The organism is Psychromonas sp. B3M02 (genome assembly GCF_003318165.1).
In the GTDB taxonomy this organism is placed as follows: Bacteria; Pseudomonadota; Gammaproteobacteria; order Enterobacterales; family Psychromonadaceae; genus Psychromonas.
In genome coordinates this window covers 14,610-29,696 of the sequence record NZ_QOCB01000060.1, presented here as the reverse complement: position 1 = coordinate 29,696, position 15,087 = coordinate 14,610, and the positions used below count along the sequence as shown (strand labels likewise).

Annotated in this window: 14 protein-coding genes; 7 read left to right on the top strand and 7 right to left on the bottom strand. The window is 37.7% G+C overall.

What is annotated here, in order from left to right:
* Nucleotides 1-47: 47 nt before the first annotated feature.
* Both DS885_RS07490 and DS885_RS07485 read right to left on the bottom strand, forming a co-directional pair.
* Nucleotides 48-710 carry a nucleotidyltransferase family protein gene (locus DS885_RS07490; protein WP_181817727.1) on the bottom strand — a complete coding sequence of 221 codons (663 nt, stop codon included), beginning with the start codon at nt 708-710 and terminating at the stop codon, nt 48-50.
* The gene (locus tag DS885_RS07485) at nt 703-1,695 is read right to left on the bottom strand and encodes an XdhC family protein (RefSeq protein ID WP_113818812.1); all 993 of its coding nucleotides are present in this window, start codon (nt 1,693-1,695) and stop codon (nt 703-705) included. The genes DS885_RS07490 and DS885_RS07485 overlap by 8 nt, the downstream gene beginning before the upstream one ends.
* A 546-nt stretch (nt 1,696-2,241) precedes the next feature.
* On the opposite strand from DS885_RS07485, the gene DS885_RS07480 reads away from it, so the two are divergent.
* From DS885_RS07480 to DS885_RS07465, 4 genes are all read left to right on the top strand, one after another.
* Entirely contained in the window at nt 2,242-2,871 is a 630-nt protein-coding gene (locus tag DS885_RS07480) for a glutathione S-transferase family protein (RefSeq protein ID WP_258546866.1), read from the top strand.
* 60 nt (nt 2,872-2,931) lie between these two features.
* Nucleotides 2,932-4,377 carry a sensor domain-containing diguanylate cyclase gene (locus DS885_RS07475; protein ID WP_113818810.1) on the top strand — a complete coding sequence of 482 codons (1,446 nt, stop codon included), beginning with the start codon at nt 2,932-2,934 and terminating at the stop codon, nt 4,375-4,377.
* An 81-nt stretch (nt 4,378-4,458) separates the two neighbouring features.
* The gene (locus tag DS885_RS07470; protein ID WP_113818809.1) at nt 4,459-5,538 is read left to right on the top strand and encodes a YHYH protein; all 1,080 of its coding nucleotides are present in this window, start codon (nt 4,459-4,461) and stop codon (nt 5,536-5,538) included.
* Nucleotides 5,539-5,735: 197 nt separating this feature from the next.
* Nucleotides 5,736-6,521 carry a HalD/BesD family halogenase gene (locus tag DS885_RS07465; RefSeq protein ID WP_113818808.1) on the top strand — a complete coding sequence of 262 codons (786 nt, stop codon included), beginning with the start codon at nt 5,736-5,738 and terminating at the stop codon, nt 6,519-6,521.
* 20 nt (nt 6,522-6,541) lie between these two features.
* On the opposite strand, the gene DS885_RS07460 is transcribed toward DS885_RS07465, so the two are convergent.
* The 3 genes from DS885_RS07460 to DS885_RS07450 form a co-directional block, all read right to left on the bottom strand.
* Nucleotides 6,542-7,492 carry an AEC family transporter gene (locus DS885_RS07460; RefSeq protein WP_113818807.1) on the bottom strand — a complete coding sequence of 317 codons (951 nt, stop codon included), beginning with the start codon at nt 7,490-7,492 and terminating at the stop codon, nt 6,542-6,544.
* A gap of 98 nt (nt 7,493-7,590) precedes the next feature.
* Nucleotides 7,591-7,887 (bottom strand): HlyU family transcriptional regulator, encoded by a 297-nt coding sequence (locus tag DS885_RS07455; protein ID WP_113818806.1) that lies wholly within the window; start codon nt 7,885-7,887, stop codon nt 7,591-7,593.
* A 159-nt stretch (nt 7,888-8,046) separates the two neighbouring features.
* Nucleotides 8,047-9,429 carry a sodium-dependent transporter gene (locus DS885_RS07450; RefSeq protein ID WP_113818805.1) on the bottom strand — a complete coding sequence of 461 codons (1,383 nt, stop codon included), beginning with the start codon at nt 9,427-9,429 and terminating at the stop codon, nt 8,047-8,049.
* A 310-nt stretch (nt 9,430-9,739) separates the two neighbouring features.
* Between DS885_RS07450 and DS885_RS07445 the strand changes: the two genes are divergently transcribed.
* A complete protein-coding gene (locus DS885_RS07445; protein ID WP_113818804.1) occupies nt 9,740-10,384 on the top strand; it encodes an isochorismatase family protein in 645 nt (214 codons plus the stop codon).
* Nucleotides 10,384-11,604 carry a nicotinate phosphoribosyltransferase gene (pncB, locus tag DS885_RS07440; protein ID WP_113818803.1) on the top strand — a complete coding sequence of 407 codons (1,221 nt, stop codon included), beginning with the start codon at nt 10,384-10,386 and terminating at the stop codon, nt 11,602-11,604. Before DS885_RS07445 ends, pncB begins: the two co-directional genes overlap by 1 nt.
* A gap of 120 nt (nt 11,605-11,724) precedes the next feature.
* Here the strand turns inward: pncB and DS885_RS07435 are convergent, their stop codons facing one another.
* Complete coding sequence (locus tag DS885_RS07435) at nt 11,725-13,536, bottom strand: DUF3413 domain-containing protein (RefSeq protein WP_113818802.1); 1,812 nt, start codon at nt 13,534-13,536, stop codon at nt 11,725-11,727.
* A gap of 5 nt (nt 13,537-13,541) precedes the next feature.
* The gene (locus tag DS885_RS07430; RefSeq protein ID WP_113818801.1) at nt 13,542-13,766 is read right to left on the bottom strand and encodes a DUF1414 domain-containing protein; all 225 of its coding nucleotides are present in this window, start codon (nt 13,764-13,766) and stop codon (nt 13,542-13,544) included.
* 190 nt (nt 13,767-13,956) lie between these two features.
* Here DS885_RS07430 and yejK point away from each other — a divergent pair, with 190 nt between their 5' ends.
* Nucleotides 13,957-15,033, top strand: a complete 1,077-nt coding sequence (yejK, locus tag DS885_RS07425; protein WP_113818826.1) for a nucleoid-associated protein YejK — start codon at nt 13,957-13,959, stop codon at nt 15,031-15,033.
* The last annotated feature ends 54 nt before the right edge of the window (nt 15,034-15,087 follow it).

Genomic DNA, 15,087 nt, shown 5'->3' with positions numbered 1-15,087 from the left:
ATTGTCTTTTGTATTTTTGGCATAGCACCTTTTTTTAGTCTCTATCTTTAGTAAAACTGTTTCTGCCAAGTTAATAGATCTTTCTCAGTATCAATATCATAAATACCATTAGCTAAGAATAAGGTGGTTAATTCGTTGCTTGCAGCTAGTTTTTTTAATAGTGGTTTTGCTCCTTTATCTCCTTGTAACTCACCTAAAGCTAGAAAGTGCGTGTGCTTAAAGATAGCCGGAGCTGCTAACTTCTCTTGATAATAAGCGCAAACGTTGTTCTGGGTTTTTAGCCATAATTGCACTAGTTGCTGATAATCTGAATAACTGATCCCAATATGGTCGGCCAAAGTAATTAAAAGGTTGTTAGCTTGGGCTTGTTCAGTAGCTTGCAGTGCGGTTTTGATAGAACTTGATAAACCACGGTCACTATCTTCATTAATGATGATCTTAGTGCCTTTAGGGAGTAGCTGTTGCAGTGTTTGTTGATGATGCCCAAGCACAATGACGACTTGGTTTTGTATCTTTAAGGTATCGAGATAAGTAGATAGCGCATTGAGTTTATCTAGACTGTGTAGCAATAATGGCTGAGTTTTTGCTGTGCTGCCATCAATGCTTAAATCCGTGATTGGCTGCGCTAATTTAACACCATTAAAACGACGACTCTGGCCCGCCGCTAATAATAGTAAGGTAATGCTATTATGGTTTAAAACTTTATTCATGCAGGGGTAACTTACCATGTAATAGGGCGTGGGACTCGGCTAAAATACTTAATGCAATAGACTCAGGTAATTCTCCTCCGATATCAAAACCAGCTGGTGCTGAAAAGTAACCTGAAAAGTCCGATAAGCTCACATTTGCTTTAGCAAATACTTGATCTCTGCGATGACGAGGGCCAAGTAGAGCAATGTAAGCGGTACTGTTACTGGCAATCAATTTTATGGCTAACGCATCTAACCCTAAATTATGTTGCATCACTACAACAGCATCAACCTTGTTAAGCACCGATGAAGGTAATGATGAAATAGGGTCTTTAATTATCTTTGTATCAACAAAATTAATGGGATGAGCATAACTACTACGTTGATCAAAAACAGAGACAGTCCAACCTAATTGTAACGCTAACTTAGCTAATGGCTGTGCATCTAAGCCACCGCCAAAAATTGCTAAATGAAAGCGTGGTCTAAATGGGATAGCGAGTGTCTTAACCTGTGAATCTGATGGGTTAATGAACGATGCTTTGGGGTCATGAATTTGCGCATTAGTAGGCACAACTTGTGTGTTTACTGATGTTGATGGCGTTCCGGTTTTCACCAAAGGAATATAAAATTCACATTGACCATGCTGTAATTGCTGTCTAAGCGTTTCTAAATGCAAGTAGTTATTGTTAGGTGTTACAGGGATTAATAATAAATCAACAATACCGCCACAACCTAGTTGATGACTGGCATCACTCTCATCGCTGGCATCGTAAGTCACATTAATGGCTTGGTCTTGTTGTAGTGAACGTTGTGCATGACGAAGTAAGTCACCCTCTAAACAACCACCACTGACTAAACCAATACTTTTTCCTAGGGCATGAAATAACATCATGGCACCGGTTTTACGGTAGGAAGAACCTTGAATATTAGTGATCACCGCTAGCACCCAGTCATCCTTTGGAAATTGCTTCCACTGTGCTAGTAAGTCTTCGATATGGTGTGACATTGAACTCCAATACAACTTTAGATTTATAAAATTTTAATGGTTAAAAATGATGTTAACTAATTAATAGATCTGTTAATTACGGCAATGCGTAAAACCTATTTGTAGCAGACAATTACATTTAAAATACGTTCTATTGAACTGCGCTAATTTTAAGGGAATTTCAGCTATTAATCATGTTTTTTAATAACAAATAGCTTAAATGATAACTAAAATCCTTAAATAGATTGAATAGTCAATAATAGGTACTATCTTTATTTGTGCTGTTTATTTATTAATGATTAGTTATCGATATGACTGCTAAATGAGAAGGTTAGGGACAGTACGATTTTTTATATGACTGTTAAAATGATATGATCAATTGACAGTGGTGAGTATCACAGTTGAATTGAATAAGCGCAACGCTATACATAATGGGCTTAAATTTTGTGTAGAAAAAGTGATAGCTTTAAGGGTTATATAAGAATTTGTTATTCATAAAAATCTTTGCGAAATGGCAAGCTATTTCTACAAAGATAAAACCGCGTAATTAAAACAACATAGGAAGCAATTATTTTTACTTTATATTGGGATAAAGGAGGCGCTAATATGGCGATCCATGCGATTTTTGAAGAGTTAGCTGTTAATTATGACTTAATTGAAATTGACCTAGCGAAAAATATGCAAAAATCGCCTGAATACCTAGCAATTAATCCTAATGGTAAGGTGCCGACACTCGTGCATAAAGGGGAGGTTATTTATGAATCCTCTGCTATTTTAATGTATGTATTGGACCAATATCCAAAGTCAGGATTATCGCCTGATTTAATGAGCTCAAAGCGTGGAGTTTTTTATCAATATATGTCGTGGATGTCTAATACATTGCAAGAAGCGGCGAATCGATGGGCACATCCAGAACAATTTGTAAATGGTGACACTAATTTACAACAGGTCGTCGACAAAGCAAGTGAAGAACTCGCAAGGTGTTGGAAAGTAATTGATCAAGCTTTAGAAGGTGATGGGCCTTGGTTATTAGGAGAACAGTTAAGCGGCGCTGATTTTCATCTGTTTATGGTCGCTTATTGGAGTCGTCGTTACACAAGCCGAGCTCAAGATTGGCCGAATGTGAATAAACATTATCAAAGCATGTTAAAGCGTGATGCAGTGCAAAAAATGATGCTTCAAGAAGGCTTAGTTTAGTTAATGATTGTCGATATTATTTGTTAAAACATAAACTTGAATATTAGTTAAGGTCTATTTATGGAAGAGCATAAAAGTGGTCAACAACAAAATAGGCCATTAAATGGAGTTAATTTAAAAGCAGATAGCTTACAACTCAACTTATTGACAGCAATGTTTGATGGTTTCTCAGAGGCGCTTGTTGTGGCTAATACCAATAGAGAAATGGTTTATGTAAATAACGCGTTTGTGAAGCTTTTTGGTTATTCGCAACAGGAGTTGTACGGTCACCAAACAAAAATGTTTTATGCTGATCAAGCAGATTTTTTTGAGCAAGGTAAGAAACGTTTTAACTTAAAGAATGATACAGCGCCAGATACCTACCGTGTAACTTATCAACGAAAGGGTGGAGACCAATTTTTAGCATTAACTACTGGTGCTGCCATGCGAGACTTATCCGGTGAAGTGATTGGGTATATTGCATTTATTCGATCAGCTCGCTCAGCAGAACAGTCTTTAGATACTTTACAACAGATTCATAATATTACTTCTGATACAAATGCCTCCTATGATCAACAAATGACTTCATTACTTGAGGTTGGTTTACGCCATTTTGGTTTTGAAATCGCAATCATATCGCACATCATGGACGAGGATTATGTGGTTGAGAGTTGTGTTGATGTGAATAATGAGCTACAACCGGAGACTCATTTTGATATTGAGGGGACCTATTGCACCCATACTCTGAAAGCAGGCCAAACTGTAGGTTTTCACTTTACCGGTGAAAGTGACATTAAATACCATCCTTGTTATCAAAACTTTAAGCTAGAATCTTATATTGGCTGCCCGATTAAAGTCGATGGCAAACTTTATGGAACAGTAAACTTTTCAAGTCACACTCCCACAGCGCCATTCTGTAAAGATGATTATATTTTAATGGAGATATTGGCTGATACATTAAGTTATATCATCTATAAGAAAAAATCAGAGCAAAGGCTGATGTTATTGGCTAGCACGGATGAATTAACTGGTCTGTTAAATAGGCGAGCAACATTAGCGCGTTTAGGTGAACAAGCTTTGATGTCACTGCGCGCCAATTATAATTTGAGTATTATTTCAATTGATATAGACCACTTTAAAAATATCAATGATAAATGGGGACATGCAGCTGGCGATATTGCGTTAGCTGAGTTTGCTAAAACTATGAAAACCTTAGGGAGAGAAACTGATTTCTGCGGTCGTATTGGTGGAGAAGAGTTTATTTTTGTGATGCCAGGATCCGGAGAAATTGGCGCTGCACAAGTTGCAAATAGCTTACGCGATAAATTACAAAACCTCAGTATCCAGCTAAACGAAAGTGCTGCAACTAAGCTGACCTTTAGCGCTGGGTTAGCCGTGTATCAGGCTAAGGAGTCAATAGAAGATTTTTTAATACGAGCAGACCAAGCCATGTATCAAGCAAAACAGCAAGGAAGAGATCAAACTTTCCTAGCTAGTCTAGTTGAAAGAATTGAAAAAGAAGCTTAAGGTTAAATAATAGTAATCAGCTTAATTAACTGACTTAAATTGTGTTAATGTACCTTTTTTATCAAAATTTTAGGTGCATTAATGCAGATTAAATTAACCTTAATATTGAGTATTATTCTTACCAGTTTAGTTGCTGGTTGTTCTGAACCAGACTCCCTTATAAAAGATAATGCCACAACAGACTCCTCTCAAGAACAACAAAAGGCCAGTGAGCAGCTGATTAATGCACCTGTTGATTTAAGTTTGTTCGCCGATGGTGCTATTGTCGGAGATGTTGAAACCGTTGAATGTACTTTAAGTGGCGGAACTGAAACCAGTTGTTATCGGATCACCATTGCAGGGGCTCCAGCCGATCCTGATTCATCTCCAGAAGGACCTTACTGCCCACCTACAATAGAATCGAGTGCTGAAGAAGGGGGCACATGGATTGATGGTGAAGGCACTGTTTATCAAGTTGATGGCGAATTTATTAAAAATTTGTCGACTTTATACAAAGACAAAAAATGGCAAATGTATGATATCAATACAGGTGAAGTCATCGTGATTGATGGTGCTAAAGGTTGTGAAGTAGCTGGTGACCCTAGACCTATTCCTGGGTTTAATAATTTCTGCTTATCGTGCTCTTTGGAAGACTTAGAGGGTGGCATTCAAAAAACCGTATTAATTCCTAAAGTACCAGTGCCACTGACTGAACCTAACGCTATCAATGGTCGCTCTAACACTGGCATTGCTTTAAATGGTGTGTTATTTGGTCCTCCAGCACCACTGGATATGATCTTAAGCTCTTATACATTAGGTGTATTAGATGATTGTGGTGCACATGCTAACCCACATGAAGGTTACCATTATCATTCCGCTAATGGATGCTCTGAAATTGGTATTCAAGAAGATGGCCACTCAGCGATGATCGGATATGCACTAGATGGATATGCTATTTATGCAAAAACAGATAAAGGCAGTATTGAGTCTGACGGTTTAGATGCCTGTGGCGGCGAAACAGATTCGATACGTGGTTATCATTATCATGCTTCAGCACCCGGTACAAACCAGATATTTGGTTGTTTTATGGGAGAAACTGGGTATTTTGAGGGAGAAGAAGGGCGACCAGAGAGGGGGCCGGAAGGTGGCCCTGGTGATAATCAAGGACCACCAAAAGAGTAATACACTGACCGCTTAGTCGGTAACCTAATTAATGGGGTTGATAATAAATTAATCCCATTAAGTGAAATAGTTAACTAACCTAAGATTATCTTAGGCAAAAAATCAATGATTACCTGTGGTTGTTTATATACTAAATTTACTGACTATTAATTGGTTAAATAGTTATCGTAATAAATAATGAAAAGGATAGGGGCAGAATGGAGTTCGCATTAGCTGATATTATTGATTTAACAACTAGCCCAATAGATGATTCGACATTTAGAAAGGCTTGTAAGCGCACCTTGGATGAGAATGGTGCGTTAGTAATAAAAGATTTTTTAAAACCTGCTGTTATCTCGTTATTGCAACAAGAAGGTAAAGATAATCAACATATTGCTTATTATACAGGCAATAAACATAACGTTTATTTAACTGAAACTGATCCTAGTTATAGCGATTCACACCCAAGAAATCGTCAAGTTACTTCTTCTAAAGGTTGTATTACCACAGATCAAATACCGACAAGCTCGGTGTTACATAGCCTTTACCAAGCACCTAAATTTCGTGACTTTTTATGTGAAGTATTGGGTGAACAAGCCTTGTATGAATATGCTGATCCACTCTCTTCCATTAATTTACACTATGCAGGTGAAGGGCAGGAGCTAGGTTGGCATTATGATAACTCTTCTTTTGCTATTACCTTAATGGTGCAAAGCCCTCAACAAGGGGGCGTTTTTGAATATGTAAAAGATGTACGTGATGCGGATAATGGTGATATGAACTATGTCATGTCTGGGGACATTTTAGATGGCAATGTGATCACTGAAAACCTGTCAATGGATCCTGGGGCGTTGGTATTGTTTAGAGGTAGGAATTCAATGCATAGAGTAACACCAACTATCGGTGAGCAAACCCGTATGCTGGTGGTACTTGCTTATAATACTCAACCCAACATTAGTTTATCTGAGTCTGCTCGTATGACGTTCTTTGGCCGTTTAGGCTAATATCAAACTGCTTATATTGGCTACATTAATTGTAACCAATATAATAACGAGACACCCAGACTACAGGTTATCAGTGAACCTATGGTAGTCATGGCAATAATATTAGCTGCCAATTCTGCACTGTGTCCCATTGCTCTTGCCATAACATAACTTGCGGCGGCTGTTGGTGCGGCAGACATAAAGAACACTAAGCCTAATAACTCTCCTTGATAACCTAAGCAATAAGCTCCAGCCGTGATTAAAACAGGGCCAACGACAATTTTTAGCATAGTTGAAAATCGACAATTAAAGCTATTATTTTTTAACGCTTCTACACTTAAACTGGCTCCGGTGCAAAGCAGTGCAACGGGTAATGTCATATCCGCAAAATATTGCCCGGTATCGACAATCAGATTAGGTACTGGGATGTTAGTTAAGAAGAAAACCAAGCCTAACAAGATACTGATGATTAAAGGATTCTTTAGGATCGACTTAATCATGCTAAACACCATTGTGAAGCTAAATCCTTCTTTTTTCGGCGATAATATAATAACCGATAGGATATTATAAAGTATGGTATGAGAGGCTACATATACAGCAGCTAAACCTAATGTTGCTTCGCCATAAACATTGCTAACGTAAGCTAAACCGATGATCGCCGTATTGCTCCGAAAAGCACCTTGAATAATGGCACCATGGTGTTCTTTTTCAGTTACCCAGTATTTAGTCGCGATAATACACAATAAAAAGAAGATAAAATTAGCCGATATTCCATACGCTACTAGGTTAAAATTAATTTGGGCTTGATGGTCCATTTTAACAATACTAAGAAACAGTAAGGTCGGTAAAGTGACTTTAAACACTAACTTAGAGCCTACTTCAATAAAGCTGTCATTAATGGTGCCTGTATTATTTAAAAACCAGCCTAAAAACAGTAATAAACAAATGGGGCCAACAATAGAAAATGAAAATTGTAAGGATTCGAAGAACATAGTCTAGCACTCACAGAAACAGAAAATGAACGGTTAATGGAGAGCAAGTGTTGTTATGCCTAACATGCAATCCATTACCTTTAAGGTGTATTAGGTTATTAACTAAAGATACTATCGCCCATTTGGTCAATGGCAATTTTGGCTTTTCTAATGGTCATCTCAATACAGTCATCTCTGCTAGCAACAACATCTGAACGAATAAAAGTATGTGTTTGTAACTGGTTATCAAGCTGTTTCGTAATTGCGGCTGACAAACGATATTGTCCACCTTCACTGATTGGCGCTGGGGTAATAGTAAAACCTTTATATTCAGTGCTTTCTTCAACGGGTGCTGCTTCTGGAGTGTTATTATTATTGCCAGAAAAGAGCGACGTTAAACTTGATAGCAATCCCATTATTTTTATTCCTTAAAAAATTAAATTGTTAAAGCATTGTAAATCAAACTGCTTTTAATGTGTGATTTATATTTCAGCAAATATTGTGAAGATAAAAAAAGCAACTCAGTGAGTTGCTTTTTTGGGGATCAACCTAATTAGGCTAATTAATATAAAGGTTTAGAATAAGCCGATAGCATTGGCAAATACTAATAGAATACCGATTGGTGCTACAAAACGTAATAACACTAAAATAATGGCAAATGGTGTACCCGTTAGGTTTAACTCTTCTTGTAAGATGTGTGGTTTAATTACCCAACCAGCAAAGATAGAGATAAAGATACCGCCTAATGGTAGTAAGATATTTGCAGTTAAGTAATCTAAGAACTCAAAGATATCTCCGCCCATACCAAATGACAATTTAGTCCAATCAGCGCCTGCAAATGAGAATATAGTACATAGGCTTAATAACCAAATACCAATGCCCGCAACAGTCGCTGCTTTAGTACGACTCATGTTTTGACGTTCAACTAGGTAGGCTGTTGGAGACTCTAATAGTGCAATTACCGAGGTAAATGCTGCAAATACAATCATGATAAAGAATAATGTACCAACAAAGTCACCAAATGGCATTGAACCAAACGCTAGTGGAATTGATTGGAATAATAAACCAGGACCTGCACTTGGCTCTAAACCATTAGCAAATACGATAGGGTAAATCGCTAAACCAGCAATTAACGCAACAACCGTATCAGCAATAGCGATAGTAATAGATGTTTTAACGATAGACACACCTTTAGGTAGGTATGCACCGTAAGTCATCATAATACCCATTGCTAAGCTCAGAGTGAAAAAGGCGTGACCTAATGCTACTAACGCACCTTCAATGGTAAGTTGTGAGAAATCAACATGGAACATGAAATCAAAGGCCGCTGCAAAATCACCTACAACAGCAGAATAGAACATGATGCCCACCAATAAAATAAGTAGCGCTGGCATTAGGTAAGTAATAGCCGTTTCAAGCCCTTTTTTAACTCCTTTAGAGATAACATAGATAGCTGCAATCAGGGTTAATGTAGACCACACCATCAATTGAGACACACTAGTAATTAACTCAGTGAATAAAGCGCCAATCACATCAGCGTTAGTCGCGGGGTTTGCCGCCGCTGCACTGAATTCACCTGAACCAGAGAAGAATACGTAAGCTGCAGCCCAACCAGCAATAACTGCATAAAAGCTTAGAATAAGGAAACCAGCAATAACGCCGATTGTACCAATTAATGACCAATGCGTTGAGCGACCAGATTCGGCTGCAACATGTGCAATTGCATTAGCTGGCGTAGAGCGACCACGTTTACCAATGATAACTTCTGCCATCATTACTGGAATACCAATTAATAGGATACATGCTAAGTAAACAAGTACAAAAGCACCGCCACCATTTTCACCCATTATGTATGGGAACTTCCAAATATTACCTAAACCTACGGCTGCACCTGTTGCAGCTAAAACATATGCGTATCGACTAGACCATCGATTAGACACTTGTGTATCAGTACTCATTTAAATCCTTGAATGTAATTAAATAGCTATATTTATGCCTTAAGCGCCATAAAAATATCCATTATGTAAATAATTGCCTAAGAATAATAAAAGTTCGGCAAAGAGGCTACTGAAACCCGCATAAAAATTAATTTAAGTCATAAAAGAGTGGTGTTTTGACAAGTGATGCTTGTTTTATGACCGTATAGACATAAAAACAGACCTTCTTACGTTCCTGTAGTTGACAGTACAGGTGTGTATAGGGTTATCTAGAGGTATCTCGTTCCATACCCATATTCGCTGTTAACATCATTTTAAATTGGAGAAGAAAATGGTCAAAGTTGAGAAATCTATTACAGCAAGTTTTGATGTTGATCCACAATGTGGTTTCACACCACTTTGTCCTGATGAGTTGCCTGTAGCAGAAGGGCACTTTATTACTGATCAATTAAATGCACAGGCTGAGTTCGCACAATACCGAGTAGTGAGCAAAGATTGTCATCCCGCAGAGGCACCTTGGATTGCCACATCCCCAGATCAAATAATGACACCAGTAGAAGGTGATTACCCCAATTTAGATATTAAATGGCCTGCTCACTGTGTTGTAGGAACCAAAGGTAATTCACTGATCCCAGGGTTACCCAGTGAAGCGGAATATGATTTTGTGGTAGAAAAAGGTATTGAACCAGAGATGCACCCCTATGGCGCTTGTTATCACGACCTAAGTGATCAACAGGGAACAGGTGTCATTGAATGGTTAAAGGAAAATAAAGTGACTGACGTGATTGTTGGTGGACTAGCAACGGATTACTGCGTGAAAACAACGGTTTTACAATTAGTTAAAGCCGGCTTTAAAGTGATTTTAAATAAAGCGGCTTGCCGTGGAATTGCAGATGATTCTATTCAGTCTGCCTATCAAGAGATGCAAGATATCGGCGTAATATTTATCGCCAGTAGTCAGGAGTTAGCGCGTTAATGCAAAATACAAAAATAGATCGTTGGTTGATTGAAAGTTTAACAGATATCGATTTTTATAAGATAAGTATGTTACAAGCTTTTTATCATGCCGCAGAATTTCGTCTGGTCAATGTGCAATGGAAATTTGCATGTCGGAACCAAGAAGGGTTAGATTTAACCGTTTTAATTCCTGAAATACAGCGCCAACTTGAACACCTTTGCACCTTATCTTTTACTGATGAAGAACTTGATTACTTAAGCAAAATGCATTTTATCAAGCCAGACTTTATTGAATTTCTGCGCATCTTTAAATTGAACATGAAATTTATCCAGCTTCATTCCGACGGTAAAAATATTAACCTGCGTTTTGATGGCCCTTTGTTGCATGTTAGCTTATTTGAAATCTATGCACTTTCTATTATTAGTGAATTACATACTTTTATAAATTGTGGCGGATTTGATCTCTTTGTGGCGAGAGAAAAGCTCGCAGACAAAATCGCTTTATTAAAAGCAGAAAAAGATTTAACGGGCTTAACCTTTATTGATTTTGGGACACGCCGTCGAGCGAGTAAAGCGTGGCAAGAGGAAGTATTAAGCACATTAAAAACAGAGTTCCCTAGTGAGTTCCTTGGAACAAGTTGTGTGCATTTTGCTAGAAAATTAGATTTACCTGCCATGGGCACCATGGCGCATGAATGGTTTCAAAGCTGGCAAGCAGTCACACGTTTAGCTGACGCACAAAAAGCCGCCTTAGAAGGCTGGGTAAGAGAGTATCGTGGTCGTTTAGGTATTGCCTTAACAGACTGTTACTCTATGGATTCTTTTATGCGTGATTTCGATGACCCTTATTTTGGTAAACTTTACGATGGTTTACGACATGACAGTGGTTGCCCATTTGAGTGGGGCGAAAAGGCAATTAACTTATATCATAAGATGGAAATTGATCCTTTAAGCAAAACCTTGGTATTCAGCGATTCATTGGATTTCCCGAGAATGATAGAGATCTGGAAGCGTTTTAGAGGACGAATTAAAGTGTCTTTTGGTATTGGTACTAACTTGATGAATGATGTTGGTAATAAACCGCTTAGCATTGTCATTAAAATGGTGACGGTTAATGGTAAACCTGTTGCTAAAATTTCCGATGAGCCTGGTAAAAGTATGTGCGAGGATTTAGGTTACTTACAATATCTAGCCAGCCAATACGGAATAGACCCAAGTACAGTAAAAGTGGCTAAATAACCACTCTTTAAAGCACTCATAAAATAGAAAAAGCCGATAAAGTTGAGCGTTAATTCTCCGGCTTTATCGGCTTTTTATTAAGTCATTTTAACAAGTAAAATAGCTCATTTGTCTAAACACTTATTTTTGATTAAAGCGTCTTGAGCGTGAAAGTACATCAATTAACAGGGTAATGTTCAAAGCATCACTTTCCGCATTTTGTTCAAGGTAATTACCTTGCCAGTCAATACTATCAATGTCGCCATTTCCCGAAAATTTAGTAATTCTACGGTTTTCATAAATAATGTAGTTCTTACTATCGCCTGACAATATAAAGTCACGATCTTGTTTAGTAAACAAGTCATGGCCACTACTAAATTGATTACTAGGGTTGTCTACAGCAAAGACCTCTTGCATTAAGGTTGGCACTAAATCGACATGACTGGTCATATGGTAAACAGCACGAGGCGGTTTATTTGGCCATACAATCACCATTGGCACACTTGCGCCACTGATTAATGTGTCATTACTATTTTGCTCTTTAAAAGACTGACCATTGGTTCCAGTCAATATAATAATAGTATTCTGATAAGCCTGTTGTGCTTTCAAACTATCTACTATGGTTTGTATCTTTTCATCTATGGCTAATACTTGAGATTGATACAATGTTAATTGCTCTGTTTGCTCAGGTATTGTTTTGATAGAAGGCTGCGTAAACAGATGATCATTCTGCTGCTCTAAATAAACATAAGCGAACCAAGGTGTGCTTTGCTGCTGTGTTTTAATCCATTCATCCCACTGTTGCATCACTTGGTTATTATTAGTGGCATCAGAGTAGTAAACGTCAGCTTGCTGTTTAAGGTGGCTAAAGCTACTTTGTAAAAACTCAGGGTGAACAAAACCAATACTAGAGAACAAACCGATAGAACGGTTACTTTCAACCACTTTGTCCATCAATACAGGGGCAATATGATTATCAGTGATTGGGTCCCAGTAACTGTTAGGTAAACCATAGAACAAACTAAAGACACCTTGAGCACTATTATTAGCGCCACTGAAGTGATTTTTGAAATTAATTGCTTGTTCACTGATCGCCTGTAAATTTGGCATATTATGATCATTAAGCATATCAGCACGTAACGATTCAACATTCACAATCAAAATATTGTAATCGGCGCTAAAGCTAGGAGTAGAGGCATAAGTTAATGGTTTTAAAGGATAGTTAAGTACTTTAGGGTTAGTACCTAAAGCGTTTAGTTCACTTTTTTGAATCGCATCTTCATTTAACCAACCTTGTTTAGTTAGGAAGGTGCGAGCGGTCATCGGATAAGAGAGTGGGTATAAAGAACGCTGATGGGTAATCGGACGATACTGTGTCGCATCGGCCCAAATATAAACCAAGTGGCTTAGTACAAAACTCGCAAACAGGAAGAGCGCGATCGGTTTACCTATCTGTTTCGCGTGTATGATGCGTACTTTTTTCCACAAAATCATCGAGAAAAAAGCTTCTAAAGCAAAAGTAATTGGGATTGAAATATAGTGCAAGTTGATGGAGTAAATCTCTTCAACCTGTTCGGGTTTCTGTAAGAATTGCCAAATTAATGGGTTAAGGTGGAATTCATACAATCTAAATATCTGTGTATCAACAATCAAAAAAGTGATCGCAGTAGTGGCGATCATGATTGAAACGAGGCGATAAATTAAATTATTCGATATTAAAAACGCCAGTGGGAATAATAATATTCCAAACACCACAGCTGCAAGAAAGCTAAAATGCCCCAGTAGACTAATAAACTGATAAGTAATGCCCAAACCAGTATCAGCTAACCCTGAATACGCAATGTAACGTAAGCTGATTAAAGAAATAGCAATAATATTAAAGAACGTAAACCAATGTGCCCAAGTGACATTTTTGGCGACGTTATCGTGAAATTTATGACCTGTTTCAACCATATTTTTTATTTTTCTTTTGAATTAATAGAAGCACTTAATGCTTTAACAAATTTGTCGCTGATTGCTTGACGTTGTGCTGTAGGCACTTGGCTATTAATGATATGAGTAATACTGTTGCCTAAAATCATTAAGCTAAGATCTACAGAGACGTCGTTGTCATGTAAAACATCCATTACTTGATCCAGAATTGATTCGATTTTTTGGCTAGAGTACTTTGATTGAATTGGCATAATAAACTTCTAATATAAGGAATGATAATTGCGTTATGATACCGCACTCGTATTATTATACCAATGACTTAACTCCTCGATTTTGAAAAGTTACACAGATAATTAAGCAAATAATTACTGTTTCAAGATGGATTGCGGTGTGTATAATTTGCCAATTAAGTTTATTCGTTTCTCACAAGGTCATATTTCTATGAACGTTTCCGCTACTAATATTATTTTACACTCTTTAAATTACAATAGTGAGGGTGTCTTATCATGCAAAATGCGTGAAGGCGAGCTACCTATTTCGCCGTCAATTGAGCAGTTGGTCATGGATTTACACCGCAGCTACCAGAGTAAATCAAACAAAGCGTTTGCATTTTTTGCCGATGAAGGGGAAAAATCACAAGTATTCCAACGTGCGTTAACTGAAGAGATGAACGGCGAATTGGATTTTGTTGGTTTTTCTCAACAGGCTGCTGGTCGATTAGTTGCTGAGTTAAAAGATCATGATTTTGCTGAAGAAGGTGTGTTATTGATCAGTAAATACACATGGACAACCAGTGATTACTTATTGGTTGCTTTACTTCAAAATAATCAATCGATTAGTGTTAATGAAAATTTAGAGTTACAAGTTAGTCAGCATATCGAAACCAGTAAAATCCAATTAGTGGCTCGTATTGACCTTACTTTATTAAAACGTGATCCAGAAGCTAATCGTTATATTTCCTTTATTAAAGGGCGTGTTGGTCGTAAAGTCTCTGATTTCTTCTTAGACTTTATGGGCGCAAAAGAAGGGTTTGATGCAAAAGTGCAGAATGAAGGTTTATTAAAAGCAGTGGAAGAGTTTTGTGAAAAGCAAGAGCTGCCAACAGAACAAAAGCAAGAGGTCCGCGAAGTTACTTTTAATTACTGTAAAGAGCAAATCAAAGAGGGGCAAGACATTGATCTGTCGAGCCTATCCGAAGAGTTTCAATCAACCTCAAATTTAGAAGGTAGCTTCTATGACTTTGTCAGCGAAGATTATCAGTTAGAGGAAAACTTCCCTGCGGATAAAACCTTAGTTAGAAAGTTAACTAAATATGTAGGAACGGGTGGCGGCATGAATATTAGTTTCGACCAAAAACATTTAGGCTCTTCTATTCTTTATGATGAAGCTTCTGATACGCTAACTATTCAAGGCATTCCGCCTAATTTACGCGAACAATTAAAACGTGATGCATTGATTGATGCAGGTGAAATGGTGATCACTGAAACCGTTACGGATGATGGAAAAGCACCTTTTTAAGCATTAATAGATTACACTGCTTGTATTCCCCTTGCGAAGGGGATTAAGCAAAAA

Bases quoted from the DNA above. Each gene is read 5' to 3' on its own strand.
- DS885_RS07490 (WP_181817727.1), bottom strand. From the start codon at position 710: ATGAATAAAGTTTTAAACCATAATAGCATTACCTTACTATTATTAGCG.
- DS885_RS07485 (WP_113818812.1), bottom strand. From the start codon at position 1,695: ATGTCACACCATATCGAAGACTTACTAGCACAGTGGAAGCAATTTCCA.
- DS885_RS07475 (WP_113818810.1), top strand. From the start codon at position 2,932: ATGGAAGAGCATAAAAGTGGTCAACAACAAAATAGGCCATTAAATGGA.
- DS885_RS07470 (WP_113818809.1), top strand. From the start codon at position 4,459: ATGCAGATTAAATTAACCTTAATATTGAGTATTATTCTTACCAGTTTA.
- DS885_RS07465 (WP_113818808.1), top strand. From the start codon at position 5,736: ATGGAGTTCGCATTAGCTGATATTATTGATTTAACAACTAGCCCAATA.
- DS885_RS07460 (WP_113818807.1), bottom strand. From the start codon at position 7,492: ATGTTCTTCGAATCCTTACAATTTTCATTTTCTATTGTTGGCCCCATT.
- DS885_RS07455 (WP_113818806.1), bottom strand. From the start codon at position 7,887: ATGGGATTGCTATCAAGTTTAACGTCGCTCTTTTCTGGCAATAATAAT.
- DS885_RS07450 (WP_113818805.1), bottom strand. From the start codon at position 9,429: ATGAGTACTGATACACAAGTGTCTAATCGATGGTCTAGTCGATACGCA.
- DS885_RS07445 (WP_113818804.1), top strand. From the start codon at position 9,740: ATGGTCAAAGTTGAGAAATCTATTACAGCAAGTTTTGATGTTGATCCA.
- pncB (WP_113818803.1), top strand. From the start codon at position 10,384: ATGCAAAATACAAAAATAGATCGTTGGTTGATTGAAAGTTTAACAGAT.
- DS885_RS07435 (WP_113818802.1), bottom strand. From the start codon at position 13,536: ATGGTTGAAACAGGTCATAAATTTCACGATAACGTCGCCAAAAATGTC.
- DS885_RS07430 (WP_113818801.1), bottom strand. From the start codon at position 13,766: ATGCCAATTCAATCAAAGTACTCTAGCCAAAAAATCGAATCAATTCTG.
- yejK (WP_113818826.1), top strand. From the start codon at position 13,957: ATGAACGTTTCCGCTACTAATATTATTTTACACTCTTTAAATTACAAT.